This is a genomic window from Streptomyces sp. NPDC048566 (assembly GCF_043199735.1).
In the GTDB taxonomy this organism is placed as follows: domain Bacteria; phylum Actinomycetota; class Actinomycetes; order Streptomycetales; family Streptomycetaceae; genus Streptomyces.
Genome location: NZ_JBICWL010000004.1, coordinates 300,713 through 318,758, shown reverse-complemented (window position 1 = coordinate 318,758; position 18,046 = coordinate 300,713). Strand labels below are relative to the sequence as shown.

The window sequence follows — 18,046 nt, the reverse complement described above, 5'->3', positions numbered from 1 at the left end:
GGCCGGGCGGGCCCGTACCGGGTGGTGGCACGGCGCCCGCCGGCGTGTGCCGGTCACACGGGCACGTGCACCGTCTCCACCCGGCTCGCCACCAGCCGTTCCCGCTCGCGGCGGGCCGCCTGCCCGCGCAGCCGCAGGATCTGGCCGAGGCCGAGTGCCTGGAGGACGAACACCGCGCAGAAGGCGACGCGGTAGTTGTCGCCGGTGGCGTCGAGCAGGACGCCGACGGCCAGCAGCGTCGTCATCGACGCGACGAAACCGCCCATGTTGGTGATCCCGGAGGCGGTGCCCTGACGCTCCGGCGGGTTCGCGGGACGGGCGAAGTCGAAGCCGAGCATCGAGGCCGGTCCGCAGGCGCCGAGGACGGCGCACAGGACGACCAGCGTCCACCGCGGCGCGTGCTCGCCCGGGTAGGCCAGCACGGTCGCCCAGACGGCCGCGGTCGCGGCGACGGTGCCGAGGGCCAGCGGGAGCCGTGCCTGGTGGTGCCGGGCGACGATCTGCCCGTAGACCAGGCCGACCACCATGTTGGACAGGACGACGAGGGTGAGCAGTTCGCCGGCCGCGGCCCGGCCGAGGCCCTGCGCCTCGACGAGGAAGGGCAGCCCCCACAGCAGCAGGAAGACCATCGCGGGGAACTGCGTGGTGAAGTGCACCCACATGCCGAGCCGGGTGCCCGGTTCCCGCCAGGACGCGGCGATCTGCCGGCGCACGTAGGCGGCGCCGCGGTGCGGGAAGGGCTCGGGCTCGTGCCCTTCGGGGTGGTCCCTGAGGAAGAGCAGCAGCAGGACGAGGACGACGACGCCGGCGGCGGCGCTGCCGGCGAAGGCCGCGGTCCAGCCGAGCCCGTGCAGCAGGCGGGCGATCACGAGGGTGGAGACGAGGTTGCCCGCCATGCCGGCGAGGCCCGCGAGCTGGGCGACCAGCGGCCCGCGCCGGGCGGGGAACCAGCGGCTGCCCAGGCGCAGGACGCTGATGAACGTCATCGCGTCGCCGCAGCCGAGCAGCGCGCGCGAGGCGAGGGCCGCGCCGTACGAGGAGGAGAAGGCGAAGCCGAGTTGCCCGGCCGTGAACAGCAGGACGCCGAAGGTCAGCACCCGCTTGGTGCCGAGCCGGTCGACGAGGAGCCCGACCGGTATCTGCATGCCCGCGTAGACGAGGAGTTGGAGGATGGAGAAGGTGGACAGGGCGGAGGCGCCCACGTGGAAGCGGTCGGCGGCGTCCAGTCCGGCCACACCGAGGGAGGTGCGGAAGATGACGGCGACGAAGTAGACCGCGACGCCGATGCCCCAGACGGCGACGGCGCGCCGGCCGCCGGGCGGATCGCCGGGGAGCGCGGCCGGGGCGCTCATCGGACCTCGCCGTGGGCCAGGTCGGAGAACCAGCTGACGTGGGCGTGGATGAGGCCGACGACCGCCTCGGCGTCTCCGGCACGCAGCGCGTCGAGGATCTGCTCGTGCTCGGTGAGGGTCTTGGTGATCCGGTCGGGGTGGGCGTGCATCACCGCGACGCCCATCCTCAACTGGCGGTCGCGGAGCTGGTCGTAGAGCCGGGAGAGGATCTCGTTGCCGCCGCTGCGGACGATCTCGGCGTGGAAGCAGCGGTCGGTGACCGCGGCGGCGGCCAGGTCTCCGGCGGCGGCCTGCTCCTTCTGCCGGGCGAGCAGGTCCTCCAGGCGGGCGATGAGCCGCGGTGAGGCCGGTACGGCCTTGCGGACGGCGTGCCCCTCGACGAGCCGGCGGGTCTCGACCACGTCCGCGATCTCCTGGGCGGAGACGGGCAGGACGAGTGCGCCCTTCTTCGGGTAGAGCCGGATCAGTCCCTCGGCCTCCAGGCGGAGCAGGGCCTCGCGGACCGGGGTGCGCGAGACCCCCACGGCGTCGGCGAGTTCGCCCTCGGTGAGGAGGGTTCCGCCCTCGTAGCGGCGGTCCAGGACGCCTTGCTTGACGTGGGCGTAGACGCGGTCGGCGGCGGGCGGCTGCTTCGCGGGCCGCCGCGTCGGGGCCGGTGGGGCTGAAGGCATGCGCACATCTTAGATACAACACGTACGCATGGGCGGGTCGTTCCGGCATGCGGACTCCGGCCGGGGTCGCGTGACGCAGATCACACGTCGTTCACCGTTTCGCCGTACATCCCTTTGGCGTTCTGAGGAGTCGGACACCAGACGGCACCGTCATGTGCCGTTCTCCCAGGGGCATTTCGCGCATTCGGAGCGTTCATTTTGATTACCGGCATTAAGGGCACGCGTTTCCGCAGGGCCGCCGCTGTGACCGTCACCACCGGCGCCGTCCTGGCCGCCGGAGCCTTCGGCGCCGCACCCGCCGGCGCCGTCGCCACCCCCACGATCGCCGCCAAGGGCGGCTACGTGATGAACAACGGCACCGGCTCCACCCTCTACACCAAGGCCGCGGACACCCGGCGTTCCACCGGGTCCACGACCAAGATCATGACGGCCAAGGTGGTGCTGGCCCAGCCGAACCTGAACCTGGACGCCAAGGTCACCATCCAGAAGGCCTACAGCGACTACGTGGTCGCCAACAACGCCTCCCAGGCGCACCTGATCGTCGGCGACAAGGTCACCGTCCGCCAGCTCCTGTACGGGCTGATGCTGCCGTCCGGGTGCGATGCCGCGTACGCGCTGGCCGACAAGTTCGGTTCGGGCAGCACCCGTTCCGCCCGCGTGAAGTCGTTCATCGGCAAGATGAACTCCGCCGCGTCGAGCCTGCGCCTGACGAACACGCACTTCGACTCGTTCGACGGCATCGGCAAGGGCTCCAACTACTCGACGCCGCGCGACCTGACGAAGATCGCCTCCAGCGCGATGAAGAACTCCATGTTCCGGTCGATCGTCAAGACCAAGTCGTACGCGGCGAAGACCGTCACGAAGACCGGCACCACCCGCTCGATGGCGCCGTGGACCAACACCAACGGCCTGCTCGGCAGCTACAGCGGCACCATCGGCGTGAAGACCGGCTCCGGCCCGGAGGCGAAGTACTGCCTCGTCTTCGCCGCCACCCGCAGCGGCAAGACCGTCATCGGCACGGTCCTCGCCTCGACGTCCATCCCGGCCCGCGAGTCGGACGCGAAGAAGCTCATGGGCTACGCCTTCGCCAAGTAGTCGCGCGCGTGGGGCGGACGAGCCCCGCACGGGACGAGGGGCCTGCCGCGCGATGGCGCGGCAGGCCCCTCGAGTCCGGCCCGCGAGGGGCGCGCCCCGTCTCCGGGCCGCGCCCCGTCTCCGGGCCGCGCCCCGGCTCCTGCCGGCGCCGCGGGTGGGGCGGGCTCAGGCCCAGGTGATCAGCCGCTTGGGCTGCTCCAGGATCGCCGCCGTGTCCGCCAGCACCTTCGACCCCAGCTCCCCGTCGACCAGGCGGTGGTCGAAGGACAGGGCCAGCGTGGTGACCTGACGGGGCTTCACCTTGCCCTTGTGCACCCACGGCTGGAGCTTGATCGCGCCCACCGCGAGGATCGCGGACTCACCCGGGTTCAGGATCGGCGTGCCCGTGTCGACGCCGAAGACGCCGACGTTCGTGATGGTCACGGTGCCGCCCTGCATCGCGGCGGGGGAGGTCTTGCCCTCGCGCGCCGTCGCCACCAGGGCACCCAGCTCCTCGGCCAGCTGCGGCAGGGTCTTGTCGTGCGCGTCCTTGATGTTCGGCACGATCAGACCGCGGGGTGTGGCGGCGGCGATGCCCAGGTTCACGTAGTGCTTGTGCACGATCTCCTGGTTCGCCTCGTCCCAGGACGCGTTGACCTCCGGGTTGCGCTTGATGGCGACCAGCAGGGCCTTGGCGATGATCAGCAGCGGGTTCACCCGCAGCCCCTGCATCTCCTTGTCCTGCTTGAGCTCCTCGACCAGCCGCATCGTGCGGGTCACGTCGAGCGTCACGAACTCGGTCACGTGCGGCGCGGTGAAGGCGGAGCCGACCATCGCGGCGGCCGTCGCCCTGCGGACGCCCTTGACCGGGACGCGGGTCTCCCGCGCGCCGTCGTACGACGTCGCCGGAGCCGCGGCCCGGACAGGGGCCGGCGCCTCCTCGGGAGCCTGCGGCGCCGGTGCGGCGGCCGGAGCCGGTGCCTGCGCCGGGGCCACCGCCGCGTGCACGTCCTCCCGGGTGATGATGCCGTCCGGGCCCGACGGGGTGACCGTCGCCAGGTCGACCCCGAGGTCCTTGGCCAGCTTGCGGACCGGGGGCTTGGCGAGCGGGCGCGGCGCGGGCGCGGCCGGGCTGCCGTTCAGCTCGGCCTGGAGCGCGGACGCCGCCTGGCGCGCCTCACCGTGCTGGGCGGGCACCTCGGCGCCCTTGCGGGCGCGGCGCTTGGTGGAGGACTCCGCCACGCCGTAGCCCACGAGGACCGGCTTGCGGCCCTCGGGCCTGGCCTCCTCGGCGGCGGGCTCCCCGGCCGGGGCGGCCACGGGCTCGGCCGCGGGCGCCTCGGGCGCGGGACTCGCGGCTCCGCCGGAGACGTCCACCGCGATGATCACCTGCCCGACGTCCACCGTCGTGCCCTCGGGGAAGTGCAGGGCCTGCACCACGCCGTCGAAGGGGATCGGCAGCTCGACCGCGGCCTTGGCGGTCTCGACCTCGCAGACCGCCTGCCCGTCGGTGACGGTGTCACCGGGCTGTACGTACCACTTGAGGATCTCCGCCTCGGTGAGCCCTTCGCCCACGTCGGGCATCTTGAACTCGCGGAGTCCCGACGCGTTCTCGGTCATCGTCGTCACGACCCTCTCCTCAGTACGCAAGCGAGCGGTCGACGGCGTCGAGCACCCGGTCCAGGCCCGGAAGGTACTCCTCCTCCAGGCGGGCCGGCGGGTACGGGGCGTGATAGCCGCCGACCCGCAGGACGGGCGCCTCCAGGTGGTAGAAGCACCGCTCGGTGATGCGGGCCGCGATCTCCGCGCCCGTGCCGAGGAACACCGGGGCCTCGTGCACCACGACCAGGCGGCGGGTCTTCTCGACCGAGGCCTGGACGGAATCGAAGTCGATGGGGGACATCGACCGCAGGTCCACGACCTCGATCGACCGGCCCTCCTCCTGGGCCGCCGCGGCGGCCTCCAGGCAGACCTTCACCATCGGGCCGTACGCCACGAGGGTCAGGTCCCCTCCCTCGCGCACCACGCGTGCCCGGTGCAGCGGGGCGGGGATGGCGTCGGCGGCGGAGGAGCCCCCGGTGGACCAGGTCACCTCGCCCTTGTCCCAGTAGCGCCGCTTCGGCTCGAAGAAGATCACCGGGTCGTCGCTCTGGATGGCCTGCTGCATCATCCAGAAGGCGTCCGACGCGTTCGACGGCGAGACGACCTTGAGGCCGGCGACGTGCGCGAACAGCGCCTCGGGGGACTCCGAGTGGTGCTCGACGGCGCCGATGCCGCCGCCGTACGGGATGCGGACGACGACGGGAAGCTTGATCTTGCCCAGCGCGCGGGCGTGCATCTTCGCCAGCTGGGTGACGATCTGGTCGTAGGCCGGGAAGACGAAGCCGTCGAACTGGATCTCCACGACCGGGCGGTACCCGCGCAGGGCCAGGCCGATCGCGGTGCCGACGATGCCCGACTCGGCGAGCGGGGTGTCGATGACCCGGTCCTCGCCGAAGTCCTTCTGGAGTCCGTCGGTGACACGGAAGACGCCGCCGAGCTTGCCGACGTCCTCGCCCATGATCAGGACCTTGGGGTCGGCCTCCATGGCCCGGCGCAACGACTCGTTGATCGCCTTGGCGAGCGCAACCTTTTCCGCGGCCATGTCACTTACCCCCCTCGTCCACGAACGACGCCTGGTAGGCGGCGAACTGGGCTCGCTCCTCGTCGACGAGCGCGTGCCCGTCCGCGTACACGTTCTCGAAAATGGCGAGGTTGTCCGGGTCGGGCATGGCCCGTACGGCGTCGCGCACCCGCTTGCCCAACGTCTCGCTCTCCGTCTCCAGTTCCGCGAAGAACGCCTCGTCCGCGTGGTTCTGGGCCTCCAGGTAGGTGCGCAGGCGCAGGATCGGGTCCTTCGCCTCCCACGCCTCGCGCTCCTCGTCGGCCCGGTACTTCGTCGGGTCGTCGGAGGTGGTGTGCGCGCCCATGCGGTAGGTGAACGCCTCGACGAGGGTGGGGCCCTCGCCCGAGCGGGCCCGCTCCAGCGCCCAGCGGGTCACGGCGAGACTGGCGAGCACGTCGTTGCCGTCCACGCGCACGCCGGGGAAGCCGAAGCCCTGGGCGCGCTGGTACAGCGGCACCCGCATCTGCCGCTCGGTGGGCTCGGAGATCGCCCACTGGTTGTTCTGGCAGAAGAACACGACCGGCGCGTTGTAGACGGCGCCGAAGTTGAACGCCTCCAGGACGTCGCCCTGGCTGGAGGCTCCGTCGCCGAAGTACGCGATCACGGCCGAGTCCGCGCCGTCCTTGGCGACGCCCATGGCGTAGCCGGTGGCGTGCAGGGTCTGCGAGCCGATGACGATCGTGTAGAGGTGGAAGTTGTTGCCGTTCGGGTCCCAGCCGCCGTTGTTCACGCCGCGGAACATGCCGAGCAGGTTCGTCGGGTCCACCCCGCGGCACCAGGCGACGCCGTGCTCGCGGTAGGTGGGGAAGACGTAGTCGTCGTCGCGGGTGGCGCGGCCCGAACCGATCTGGGCGGCCTCCTGGCCGAGCATCGAGGCCCACAGGCCCAGCTCGCCCTGACGCTGCAGGGAGGTGGCCTCCGCGTCGAAGCGGCGGCTCAGGACCATGTCCCGGTACAGGCCGCGCAGCTCCTCGGGAGTGATGTCGGCGACGTACTTGTCGTACGTGGCGTCCGGCACGCGCTCACCCTCGGGGGTCAGCAGCTGGACGAGCTCCGGCTCGCCGGGCTTGGCCCCGGGGGACTTCCCGGCGGCCCCGGCGCGCTTGCTCGCAGCGCTCTTGCTCGCGGCGCTCTTCGTACCGGCGCTGCGTCGCGGCTTTCGCGCGGCAGTGCTCTCCACGGTCACGTGTGCTCCTCCGTCGGTCCGGCCCCCGGGATTGCCGGAAGGCTGGGATCTCCCTCGCCCGCTTTTCGGGTTCGGGAGAGCGGCTCACCTGTTCCGGCACCCGTGCACGGGGTGGGTGCCACTCGGCCGGGAACAGGCGTGACAGGTGCCCCGGCGAGCGCCCTGCACGAGTCACGTTACCCAGTGCTCGACCCTTCTGTTAAACCCTTCTGACCTGCGATTTTGCTGGGAAATCCAAGTAGTTGGAAACGTGGATTTCCTAGTAAACCGAGTCGGTGGGGAACAGTCGCTGGTCACGGCACTGGTCACAGCCTTGCAGGGGGCCGGAACACCGGCACGTTATCCCGGCCACCCCGGGCTCGGGAAGAGTTCACCCGAGGGCAATGGCCATGATCGTGCGTGACACCGTCAGTGTGCCGGAAAGCGGATGAATCGGCTCTTTTCCGCTCGATTCGACGGCCGTGTCGAGGCCGCCTCGCCGACGTCCGCGCCCCGGTGTCCGCCCCGGTCGACGAGCGCGCCGACGCGCCCGGCCAGGACGTCGGCCGCCCGGCCCGGCCCGGCGTACGGGGTCCGCGGGCCGGACACGCACGCGCGCGGGGAGCCCGGGAAGGGCTCCCCGCGCGCGTGGGGAGGTGACGGGACCGGCCGGGAGCTATCCGAGGGCGTCCCCGAGGTCCCCGGTCGCGCCGCCGCCGTCCGTGGGATCGGGCGAGGCGGGCGGGGTCGGCGTGGGGGAATCCGGCTGGCCCGTCGGCTCCTCCGTCGAAGGCGTCGGCTTCGTGGTCGGCTTGTCGGTCGGCTGGTCCGTCGGCTGGTCGGCCGACTCGCTCGCGGAGGGCGTGTACGACGGCGTGTAGTCCGGGGTGTCCCCGGTGCCGCCCGTCGCGTCGCCTCCCGAGCTGTCCTTCGTGGACCGGTCGGTCGTGTCGTCGCTGGGCGTCTGCTCGGACTCGTCGTCCTTGGTGGAGTGCGTGCTGGTCGGCTTCTCGGACGTGCCGGTCCCGCCGCCGCCACCGCCGCCGGTGTTGTTGAGCGCCAGCGCGACGCCCGCGGCGATCGCGATGACCGCGAACACGGCGAGGATCCACAGCCTGCCGCGACCGCCGCCCTTGTTGCCGTGCCCCTCGAATCCGCCGTCGTCACCGCCGCCGTACGGAGGGATCATCGGCGCCGGGATCTGCGTGGTTCCGGAGTCACCGGGGTGCGGCATGGCGGCCGTCCCGGCGAACCCGGCCGCGGGGGTGCCCGGTCCGTCGTGCAGCGCGACCGGGCCGGTGTTCCAGGTGCCGGTGTGGCCGCCCTGGTCGTACAGCATCTGGAGCCCGTACTGGACGAGGCCGCGCATCTCCTCGGCGGTCTGGAAGCGGTCGTCCGGCTCCTTGGCGAGGGCGCGCATGACGAGGCCGTCGAGCTCCGGTGGCGCCGCGTCCGAGACCTGCGACGGGGGCACCGGGGTGTCCTGGACGTGCTGGTAGACCACCGAGAGCGGCGTCTCACCGGTGAAGGGGGGCCGCAGCGCGAGGAGCTCGTAGAGCAGGCAGCCGGTCGCGTACAGGTCGGAACGGTGGTCGACGGCCTTGCCGAGCGCCTGCTCGGGGGAGAGGTACTGCGGGGTGCCCATGACCATGCCGGTCTGCGTCATCGTCGACTGCGCGCTGTGCAGGGCGCGGGCGATGCCGAAGTCCATCACCTTGACCGCGCCGGTCTCGGTGATGATGACGTTCGCCGGCTTGATGTCGCGGTGCACGATGCCGTGCTGGTGCGAGTACGCCAGCGCCTCCAGGACGCCGGACACGATGATCAGCGCCTGCTCGGGCCCCGGGGCCTCGGCGTTGATCAGCAGGTCGCGGATGGTGTGACCTTCGACGATCTCCATCACGATGTACGGGACGACGCCGTGGCCGACCACGTCCTCGCCCGAGTCGTACACGGCGACCACCGCGTGGTGGTTGAGTCCGGCGACCGACTGGGCCTCGCGCGTGAAGCGCACCTTGGCCACCGGGTCCTCGGCCAGGTCGGACCGGAGCAGCTTGACCGCGACGGTCCGCCCCAGCCGCACGTCCTCGGCCGCGAACACCTCGGCCATGCCGCCCCGGCCGAGTCTGCGTGTCAGCCGGTACCGGCCGTCGCCGACCAGCCCGCCGTTGCCCCACAACTCCGGCGCATCTGACATACCGCCGCCAGTCGCCTCGGGGTCGGACGGGCCCTGAGCGCGCTGCTGCTGTGCCATCGGTCCTCGCCGTCGTTTCTGCCCGCGGTCTGCGCGGTGGTTGTTACGGTCTCCGTCGGGCCACGCTACAGGCTCCGGGCAGGGCGCCGGTCCGAGATGAAAGCGAGACGGACGGGCCGTGCGATCCGCGCCGGGTCCGGGCGTGCACGTTCCGTGTACCGGCCGCACAGCACCTGTAACGCTTCCGCGACGCTTCTTTCGCAGACGGTCACGGAACGGGCACCGCGCTTGACGTGTCGTTGCCCTCGGGCAGACTTGGCCCGGAATAAGCCAATCGATCACGGCCGCGGGGGACGCAGAAAATGAGCCAGGACGGCGCACAGGGCCGGTACGCGGGTCGCTCGGTCGCCGGTGGCCGCTACCAGCTGCGCGATCTGCTCGGCGAGGGCGGCATGGCCTCGGTGCACCTCGCGTACGACTCGGTGCTCGACCGGCAGGTCGCGATCAAGACGCTGCACACCGAACTGGGCCGCGAGCAGGCCTTCCGCGAGCGCTTCCGCCGCGAGGCGCAGTCGGTGGCCAAGCTCACCCACACGAACATCGTCTCGGTCTTCGACACCGGCGAGGACGAGCTGTCCGGCATGACGACGCCCTACATCGTCATGGAGTACATCGAGGGCAAGCCGCTCGGCTCGGTGCTGGAGGAGGACATCCGCCGGCACGGCGCGATGCCCGCCGACAAGGCCCTGAAGATCACCTCGGACGTGCTGGCGGCGCTGGAGATCAGCCACGAGATGGGCCTGGTCCACCGGGACATCAAGCCGGGCAACGTGATGATGACCAAGCGCAACGTCGTCAAGGTCATGGACTTCGGCATCGCCCGCGCCATGCAGTCGGGCGTCACCTCCATGACGCAGACCGGCATGGTCGTCGGCACCCCGCAGTACCTCTCCCCCGAGCAGGCCCTCGGCCGCGGCGTGGACGCCCGGTCCGACCTGTACTCGGTCGGCATCATGCTGTTCCAGCTCGTCACCGGGCGGCTGCCGTTCGAGGCGGACTCCCCGCTGGCGATCGCCTACGCGCACGTCCAGGAGGAGCCGGTCGCGCCCTCCTCGGTGAACCGCTCGCTGCCCCCGGGGGTGGACGCGCTGGTCGCCCGCGCCCTGAAGAAGAACCCGAACGAGCGCTTCCCGAGCGCCGAGGCCATGCGCGACGAGTGCCTGCGGGTCGCCCAGTCCTTCCAGGCGGCCCCGCCGAGCATCGTGCCCGGCGCCCAGACGCCGAGCGGCGCGGGCGTCGCGTCCGCCGTCTTCCCGCCCGTCGAGCAGGGCACCCCGGCGCCGGGCCCGGTGCAGGCCCCGTACCAGCCCGGCCCGTACGGCACCCCCGCCGCCGGCTACGGCTACCCGCAGCAGGGCGGCTACCAGCCCGCGCAGCAGACCGCCTCCTACGGTCCGCAGGCCGGCCCCTCGACCCCGCCGCCCTACAACCTCGCGCCGCAGCATCCGACCGCCGTCCCGAGCGGTTCCGGGGGCGGCAAGGGCAACAGGGCGGTGGTGGTCGGAGCGATCGTCGTCTCGCTCGTCGCGATCGGCGGACTGGTCGCCGCCCTGACCCTGGGCGGCGGAAGCGGCGACGACGCCAAGGGCGGCGGCGACCCCACCAGCGCCTCGCCGTCCGTGGTGAGCGGCCACAAGGGGCCGGACACCTCGAAGACCATCGACACCGACAAGTGCACGGACCCGCAGGAGTCCTACAACGACCCGGACAAGATCCAGGTCCCGGACTTCCAGTTCAAGAACCTCACCTCGGTGAAGTCCTGCTTCCAGGCGGCGGGCTGGCAGATGAAGGTGACCCGCGTCGACGAGAACACCTACGGCGAGGACACGATCATGGATCAGTTCCCCTCCGCGAACACGGACGTGGACCCCAAGAAGATGCCGGAGATCGAACTCAAGGTGTCCTCGGGCGACCCGTCCTGAGCCCGGTCCCGCCCGCTCCCCCACGCTGAAGGGCCCGGCACTCGGGTGCCGGGCCCGTCCGGGGCGACGTGGAGCGGATCGCCGAGCGGTGTCCCGTCCCGGCGATCCTCGTGGTCACGGGTACGCCGGGGTCACAGGTACGGCCCGCCCGAACGACCGCCGGTGCGCGGGTCCTCGTCGCCCTCCGCGCCGCCGACACCCGGGGGGAGCGCGCGGCGCATCTGCTCCAGCTGCGCCCGCGCCGCCATCTGCTGGGCGAACAGCGTCGTCTGGATCCCGTGGAAGAGCCCCTCCAGCCAGCCCACCAACTGGGCCTGCGCGATCCGCAGTTCCGCGTCACTGGGGGTCGCCTCGTCGGCGAAGGGCAGCGAGAGCCGCTCCAGTTCCTCGACGAGCTCCGGGGCCAGACCGTCCTCCAGCTCCTTCACCGAGCTGGCGTGGATCTCCTTGAGCCGGGCCCGGCTCGCCTCGTCCAGAGGAGCCGCGCGCACCTCCTCCAGCAGCTGCTTGATCATGCTGCCGATGCGCATCACCTTGGCGGGCTGCTCCACCATCTCCGTGACCGGGATCTCGCGGGAGTCCTCGTCCCCGGTGCCACCGAGCGCCATACCGTCCTGGCCGACCACCAGGATCTGAGGGTTCTCCGGCGACCTGTCGTTCCTCGGCATCTCCATACGGCCATTCTCTCGCACCCCCGCACCCCCTCACGGTGGCGCCCCCTCCCCCCGGGAGATCCGCCAGGTACGGGCCGGTGCGGGCGGCGGCAGGCGCGCGCGGCCCGCGGACGGGGGCGGACGCGGGACCGTCGCGCGTGCTCCGCGCCGTCGGCCGGTGGCCGCCCCGCGCACCGGACACCGGAGTCCTCCGCACGCGCCGCGGGGACCCGTCGCACGGGGTCGCCTCGGCGCGTGCGGGCGCGGGTGCGGGGCGGCCGGCGGGCGGTGCGGGGCGCCGACGCGACGGGCGCCCCGGCGGTCCGCGGGCGCCCGACGCGATGGCGTGGGCGCGGTGGCGGACGGTGCCGGGGAACGCCTCGCGCACCCGGTCCGCGGCGGGCGCGGAGAGGCCGCGCCCGTCCGGATGCCGGGACCGGCCCGGCGTGTGAGGCTGGTTCCGTCGATCACGGCACCCGTCTTGGCGAACCGCACCGGGAGGGGGTCACCGGCGTGACTCCATGGCTCCGTACGCTGCCCACGGCCGGGCTCCTCGTCGCAGCGCTGCTCGGCGGCGCCTGCTCCGGCGCGGGCGCGGCCCCGCCGCCCCGCGGCACCCTCACCGGTCTCGCCGGTCGGGCCGGCCCCGCCGTCCCCGAGCCCGAACGGGCCGTGCCGACGCCCGACGCCTCACGCGCCGGCAGCCTCCCGGGCGAGGGCCGCACGCGCCCGGGACGCGCGGACGAGGACGCCTCGAACCCGGCGGAATCGGACCCCGGCGCGGACCCCGGAACGGACATCGGCACCGACATCGGCGCGGGGCTCACCCAGGTGGGGGACGCCCCCCGGACCTCCCGGGACGACGCGGCACCCGTGCAGCAGAACGTCGTGGGCCCGGAGCAGGAGACCCGCCCGGTCCTCCAGGTCCTGCCGCTGGGCGGCGGGCTGATCCTGCTCGGCCTCGGACTCGGACTCGCCTTCCTGGGCCTGCGTCTGCGCCGCGGCTGAGGACGGACCTCCGGCCGGGCCGCGACGGTGCGCGTCCGTCCGCGTCGGCCCTCCCCTCCCTCGCCGCGCGTCCGTGCGGGCCGGGGCGTGCCGCGGGCGAGGGCGGCACACCCGCGACCGGGCCCCGCTCAGCCCTGCGGTGCCACCAGCAGGACCTTGCCGATGTGGCCGCTCTCCTCCAGCACCCGGTGCGCCGCGGCCGCCTCGCTCATCGGCAGCTCCCGGTCGACGACGGGACGGACGTGACCGCCGTCGATCAGCGGCCACACGTGCTCGCGCACGGCTGCCACGATGGCCGTCTTCTCGCTGAGCGGCCGGGCCCGCAACGAGGTCGCGCTGACGGCAGCGCGCTTGTTGAGGAGCGTGGCGATGTTCAGCTCGCCCTTGACGCCGCCCTGCATGCCGATGATGGCGAGCCGCCCGTTCACGGCGAGACACCGCACGTTCCGTTCGAGGTACTTGGCGCCCATGTTGTCGAGGATGACGTCGGCACCCGCCCCGCCCGTGGCCCGCTCGACCTCCTCGACGAAGTCCTGTTCGCGGTAGTTGACCAGGATGTCGGCGCCCAGCTCGGCGCAGAAGTCGAGCTTCTCCTGCGTGCCGGCGGTGACGGCGACCTTCGCCCCGACGGCCTTGGCCAGCTGGATGGCCATGGTGCCGATACCGCTGGAACCTCCGTGCACGAGCAGCGTCTCGCCGGGGCGCAGCTGGGCGACCATGAAGACGTTCGACCACACGGTGCAGGTCACCTCGGGAAGCGCCGCCGCCCGGAGGACGTCCAGTCCCTTGGGCACGGGCAGCAGTTGCCCGGCGGGAACGGCGACCTTCTGGGCGTAACCCCCGCCGCCGAGCAGCGCGCACACCTCGTCGCCGACCGCCCAGCCGGCGACACCGCTGCCGACCTCGACGATGCGGCCCGAACATTCGAGGCCGGGGTAGGCGGAGGCGCCGGGCGGCGGGTTGTACAGGCCCTGGCGCTGGAGCAGGTCGGCACGGTTGACGGCGCTGGCCACCACCTCGACCAGCACTTCGCCCTCGCCGGGTACCGGGTCGGGGACCTCGTCCCACACCAGCGCCTCGGGCCCACCAGGTTCAGGAATCGTGATCGCGTACATGGAGGCGACGCTACTCCTGAACGCCTCGGGTCTACTCCTGCGGGCGGAGCCGGACGCCGGGTGTCACCTGGGTGCCCGGCGTGACCCGGGCGATGGTGATGAGCCGGTCGGTCAACTGGAGCGCCCCGACGTCCGGATCGTCGTACCCGAGGACGCGATGTCCGCGGATGACACTGACCACCAGGTCGGCGGTCTCCCGGACGCTCTGGCCCACCTCGGCCTTTATGACGGGCCGTTCGACCATGTCGAGTCCGCTGCCCTGATGGATCAGGTCCTCCATCACCATGCCCGCGGCGGGGCTGAGAACGGAGAGCCCGAGCAGCCGGCCCGCCGCGCTGGCACTCGTGATGACCGCGTCCGCCCCGGACTGCTTGAGGAGCGGCGCGTTCTCCTCCTCGCGCACCGCGGCGACGATCTTCGCCCCGCGGTTCAGCTGCCGGGCCGTCAGGGTCACCAGCACGGCGGTGTCGTCGCGCTGGGTGGCGACGATGACCTGCCGGGCCCGGTGGATCTCGGCCCGCATCAGCACGTCGCTGCGCGTGGCGTCGCCGATCACCCCGGCGTATCCGTCGGCGGTCGCCGCGTCCACCACCCCGGGACTCGGGTCGACGACCACGACCTGTTCCTTCTTCAGCCCGGTCGCGCAGACGGTCTCGACGGCCGACCGGCCCTTGGTACCGAAGCCGATAACGACGGTGTGATCCCTCAAGGCCGCCCTCCAGCGGTTCAGGCGCCATTCCTCACGGGTGCGCTCCGTGAGGACCTCCAGCGTGGTGCCGACCAGGATGATCAGGAACAGCACCCGCAGCGGCGTGATGAGCAGGATGTTGATGAGCCGGGCGCCGTCACTGGTCGGGGTGACGTCGCCGTAGCCGGTGGTCGAGAGGGTGACCGTCGCGTAGTAGAACGAGTCGAGCAGGTCGACGCTTCCGTCCGAGTTGTCGGTGTAGCCGTCGCGGTCGAACCAGACGATCAGCGCGGTGGCGACCAGCACCAGCAAAGCCATCGCCAGCCGCTTGGCGACCTGCCGGATCGGACGCTCGACCACCTTGCGCGGCAGCTTCACCTGATGGGTCACGAGATGCTCGTCCGCCTGCCGGGCGATCGCGTCATGGCCCGGAAGTTTCACGTGAAACACACCCCGTTCGGAATCATGCCGCTCCCACCCCGCCCGTCACGACGTGGCCGCGCCCTCTGTCATGCCGCATCCATCATGGTCCCCGCGCCGCGACCGGGTGCCGCCGCCCCGGCGCGCACCGGGACGCACGCGGGGGTCCGGAGTGCACCGCCCGCCCGGAGCGCAGCGGCGGTGGCTCAGCCGGGCCACCCGTCGATCCCCCCGGACGTCCACGGCAGGTCGATGAGTTCCAGTTCCCGGCCCGCCCGAGCGCCGCCCGGCGGCACGACGGCGAGGGCGTCGGAGGCCGCGATCCCCCTCAGCATCGCGGGGCCGTTGTAGTGCAGCGGCACGGCCCGGTCCTCACGCAGCGAGACCGGAACGAGCCGGGTGTCGTGCGGATGCCCCTGCACGGCCTCCCCGCACGGCACCGCGAACGGCTCCGGAGCGGTCCGGCCGGCGAGCACGCGCAGCAGCGGCTCGGCGAGCGTCAGCAGGCCCGACACGGCGGCCAGCGGGTTGCCGGGCAGACCGACGAGCAGCCGGCCCCCGGGGACACGGGCCAGCAGCATCGGGTGTCCCGGCCGCACCTTCACGCCGTCCACCAGCAACTCGGCCCCGAGCCCGCGCAGGATCGGGTGCACGTGGTCGACGGGACCGGACGCGGTACCGCCGGTGGTGACCACCAGGTCGGCGCGCGTCGCGGTGACCGCGGTGCGGAGCGCGCCGGCGTCGTCACCGAGCCGGCGCACCGCGACGACCTCGGCTCCCAGCGCCCGGAGCCACGAGGGCAGCATCGGACCGAGCGCGTCCCGGATGAGCCCCTCCCGCGGCAGCCCTTCGGTGAGCAGTTCGTCGCCGAGGACGAGCACCTCCACGCGCGGCCGGGGCAGCACGGTGAGGGTGTCGTAGCCGGCCGCCGCGGCGAGGCCGAGCACTGCGGGGGTGACCAGGGTGCCGAGCGGCAGCAGCCGGTCCCCGCTGCGGCACTCCTGGCCGCGCGGGCGGATGTCCTGGCCGTGCGCCACGTCCGGGGTACCCGGCGTCCCGGCCGTCCCGTGCCCCGGCGCCGGCCGGGCGTGCAGCCGCCCCTTGTCGTCGGTCCGGCCGTGCTCGCTGCGCAGGACGGCGGTCGCGTCGCGCGGGACGCGGGCACCGGTGGCGATGCGGACGGCCTCGCCGTCGGTGAGCCGCTCGGGCGCCGCGCTCCCGGCGAGCACCCCCTCGTCCCGCACCTGCCAGGGTCCGGGGCCGGCCACCGCCCAGCCGTCCATGGCCGAGGTGTCGAAGGAGGGGAGGTCGGTGAGCGCGGTCAGCGGAGCGGCGAGGACGAGGCCGAGGGCGCCGTCGAGCGGGACGGAGACGGGGGAGCGGGCGGCCGCGGACCGGGCGGCCCGTTCGGCGACGACGCGCGCCTCGGGCCAGGGGGTGGCCCGGTGGGGCGCGTACTCGGTCGCGGCGTCGTCCCGCGCTCCGCGGCCGGGAGCCGGGGCGTGGTGGTCACCGCCCCCCGCCTCCTCCGCGGGGGTGCCACAGCCGCTCACCGGCTCCGGCGCCCCGCGCGGACCGGGACCGTTGACCAGGGCGAGGGCCTCCTCGACGTCGAAGTCGTCGGCGTCCCGGCCCTCGCGGGTGGAGCGGGCGGCGGTCATCCGGCGTCCGCCCGCGAGGGGGACGCGTCGTCCCCGGGAGCGCTCGCCGCACTTCCCGCGGTCCGGTCCGGACCGCTCTCGGGGCCGCTCTCGTCGGCCCAGCGCAGCGCGAGGGCCGTGGCCTTCGCGGATGCCTCGGCGACCGCTTCCGGGCCGCCGCCGGCCCGGGCCGCGGCGTACCCCACGAGAAACGTGGTCAGCGGCGCGGCGGGCCGGGCGACCCCGTGAGCGGCGTCGCGGGCCAGGTCGAGCAGCAGGCCGGTGTCGACGTCCAGGTCGATGCCCAGCTCGTCCTTGACTGCGGAGATCCATTCATCCAACACGTGCCCATGCTCCCTGATGCGTGCCCGAGCGGTGGCGATGTCGTCCCAGGTGTCGCAGTCGAAGGACGCGACGGGGTCGGAAAGGCGGAGAAGGTCGAGGGCGGCGACGAGGCGTCGCAGCGGCAGACCGGAGAGCCCGCCGTGGGCGGCTTCCAGGGCCGCCAGTTCGCGGCGCAGCACGTCCGCCCGGTAGACGGCCACGAGGGGCTGCTCGCGCCCGTCGGGGTCGACGAGGAGGACGCCGTCCGGACGGACGCCCGGGGCGCGCGGGGCGCCGTGCTCCCCGCCGCAGGAGCCGGGGCCCCCTTCGGCGCGCGGTCCCCGGCCGGAGCGGGCCCCGCGGTCGGCGCGGCCGCCGTGGGGGGTCGGGGCTCCGGCATCGCCCTGCGGCGCCGTTGCGCACCGGGACGCCGCGCCGGGCCGCGGGGCCGGAGGATCGGAGGCGGCGGCAGGAGAACCGGAGGCGGCCCGCGCACCGGCGGCCTCCGAGAATGCGGGTACGGCGGAGCCGGGCGTGGCCGGCCGGAGGGCGGAGTCGGCCGTCCCGGAGTCCCCGAAGGCGGCGGTGCCCCCGGTCGTCCGCGCTGAACCGTCCGGGACCGGAGCGCCGTCCGGCCCCGGTGACCGCTCCGGCCCCGGAGTGCCGGTCGTCCCGGTGAGGGCGTCCAGGAGCCGCCGCACCGCCGTGTCGTCCAGGAACGGGAGGTCGGCCGACAGCACGACGACGGCGGGAGCCGTGCACCGGCGCAGGCCGGCGTCGAGCGCGGCGAGCGGTCCGCCGCCCGGCGGGTGCTCGCGGGCCCACGTCACGGGCCGTGCGGTGCTCCGGGGTTCGGCGACGACCACGGTCGCGGCAGCCCCGGCGCAGGCGTCGAGCACCCGGTCCAGCAGGGCGCGGCCCCCCACCCGCACGCCCGGCTTGTCCGCGCCGCCGAGCCGCCGCGCGGAGCCCCCGGCGAGCACGACGGCGTCGTACACGACGTCGCCGCCCGGACCACCGGCCCGCCGGGGGGCGGCGGGTCGCCGGGGAGCGCCCTGCGGCACGTTCGCGGTCATCCCCCGAGTATGGGCGCCC

At 73.4% G+C, this 18,046-nt stretch carries 14 protein-coding genes and 1 pseudogene; 3 read left to right on the top strand and 12 right to left on the bottom strand.

Annotated elements, in window-relative coordinates; genetic code table 11:
• Positions 1-53: 53 nt before the first annotated feature.
• Positions 54-1,352 carry a nitrate/nitrite transporter gene (locus tag ACGFS9_RS10300; protein ID WP_393251979.1) on the bottom strand — a complete coding sequence of 433 codons (1,299 nt, stop codon included), beginning with the start codon at positions 1,350-1,352 and terminating at the stop codon, positions 54-56.
• A complete protein-coding gene (locus ACGFS9_RS10295) occupies positions 1,349-2,023 on the bottom strand; it encodes a GntR family transcriptional regulator (protein ID WP_393251978.1) in 675 nt (224 codons plus the stop codon). The genes ACGFS9_RS10300 and ACGFS9_RS10295 overlap by 4 nt, the downstream gene beginning before the upstream one ends.
• 198 nt (positions 2,024-2,221) lie before the next feature.
• Here ACGFS9_RS10295 and ACGFS9_RS10290 point away from each other — a divergent pair, with 198 nt between their 5' ends.
• A complete protein-coding gene (locus tag ACGFS9_RS10290) occupies positions 2,222-3,118 on the top strand; it encodes a D-alanyl-D-alanine carboxypeptidase family protein (protein WP_393251977.1) in 897 nt (298 codons plus the stop codon).
• A 165-nt stretch (positions 3,119-3,283) separates the two neighbouring features.
• Here ACGFS9_RS10290 and ACGFS9_RS10285 read toward each other — a convergent pair whose 3' ends face one another.
• From ACGFS9_RS10285 to ACGFS9_RS10270, 4 genes are all read right to left on the bottom strand, one after another.
• The gene (locus ACGFS9_RS10285; protein WP_393251975.1) at positions 3,284-4,726 is read right to left on the bottom strand and encodes a dihydrolipoamide acetyltransferase family protein; all 1,443 of its coding nucleotides are present in this window, start codon (positions 4,724-4,726) and stop codon (positions 3,284-3,286) included.
• Between the two features lie 10 nt (positions 4,727-4,736).
• On the bottom strand, positions 4,737-5,741 hold the full coding sequence (locus ACGFS9_RS10280) for an alpha-ketoacid dehydrogenase subunit beta (RefSeq protein WP_393251974.1): 1,005 nt from the start codon (positions 5,739-5,741) through the stop codon (positions 4,737-4,739).
• Position 5,742: 1 nt separating this feature from the next.
• Entirely contained in the window at positions 5,743-6,948 is a 1,206-nt protein-coding gene (gene pdhA / locus ACGFS9_RS10275; RefSeq protein WP_393251972.1) for a pyruvate dehydrogenase (acetyl-transferring) E1 component subunit alpha, read from the bottom strand.
• A gap of 655 nt (positions 6,949-7,603) precedes the next feature.
• The gene (locus ACGFS9_RS10270; RefSeq protein WP_393251970.1) at positions 7,604-9,181 is read right to left on the bottom strand and encodes a protein kinase; all 1,578 of its coding nucleotides are present in this window, start codon (positions 9,179-9,181) and stop codon (positions 7,604-7,606) included.
• A 302-nt stretch (positions 9,182-9,483) separates the two neighbouring features.
• On the opposite strand from ACGFS9_RS10270, the gene ACGFS9_RS10265 reads away from it, so the two are divergent.
• A complete protein-coding gene (locus tag ACGFS9_RS10265; RefSeq protein ID WP_393251969.1) occupies positions 9,484-11,103 on the top strand; it encodes a protein kinase in 1,620 nt (539 codons plus the stop codon).
• Between the two features lie 131 nt (positions 11,104-11,234).
• On the opposite strand, the gene ACGFS9_RS10260 is transcribed toward ACGFS9_RS10265, so the two are convergent.
• On the bottom strand, positions 11,235-11,777 hold the full coding sequence (locus ACGFS9_RS10260; protein ID WP_393251967.1) for a bacterial proteasome activator family protein: 543 nt from the start codon (positions 11,775-11,777) through the stop codon (positions 11,235-11,237).
• 492 nt (positions 11,778-12,269) lie between these two features.
• On the opposite strand from ACGFS9_RS10260, the gene ACGFS9_RS10255 reads away from it, so the two are divergent.
• The gene (locus tag ACGFS9_RS10255; protein ID WP_393251965.1) at positions 12,270-12,764 is read left to right on the top strand and encodes a hypothetical protein; all 495 of its coding nucleotides are present in this window, start codon (positions 12,270-12,272) and stop codon (positions 12,762-12,764) included.
• Positions 12,765-12,892: 128 nt separating this feature from the next.
• On the opposite strand, the gene ACGFS9_RS10250 is transcribed toward ACGFS9_RS10255, so the two are convergent.
• The 5 genes and pseudogenes from ACGFS9_RS10250 to ACGFS9_RS10230 all read right to left on the bottom strand — a co-directional run.
• Positions 12,893-13,879, bottom strand: coding sequence for an NAD(P)H-quinone oxidoreductase (locus ACGFS9_RS10250; protein ID WP_393251964.1), 987 nt, complete (start codon positions 13,877-13,879; stop codon positions 12,893-12,895).
• 31 nt (positions 13,880-13,910) lie between these two features.
• Complete coding sequence (locus tag ACGFS9_RS10245) at positions 13,911-15,008, bottom strand: potassium channel family protein (protein WP_393251962.1); 1,098 nt, start codon at positions 15,006-15,008, stop codon at positions 13,911-13,913.
• 185 nt (positions 15,009-15,193) lie between these two features.
• Complete coding sequence (locus tag ACGFS9_RS10240; RefSeq protein WP_393251961.1) at positions 15,194-16,648, bottom strand: molybdopterin molybdotransferase MoeA; 1,455 nt, start codon at positions 16,646-16,648, stop codon at positions 15,194-15,196.
• Positions 16,645-17,640, bottom strand: coding sequence for a DUF6457 domain-containing protein (locus tag ACGFS9_RS10235; RefSeq protein ID WP_393252105.1), 996 nt, complete (start codon positions 17,638-17,640; stop codon positions 16,645-16,647). The genes ACGFS9_RS10240 and ACGFS9_RS10235 overlap by 4 nt, the downstream gene beginning before the upstream one ends.
• A pseudogene (locus ACGFS9_RS10230) lies at positions 17,635-18,027 on the bottom strand (NTP transferase domain-containing protein); the annotation flags it as partial. The gene ACGFS9_RS10235 and the pseudogene ACGFS9_RS10230, both read right to left, overlap by 6 nt.
• Positions 18,028-18,046: the final 19 nt, after the last annotated feature.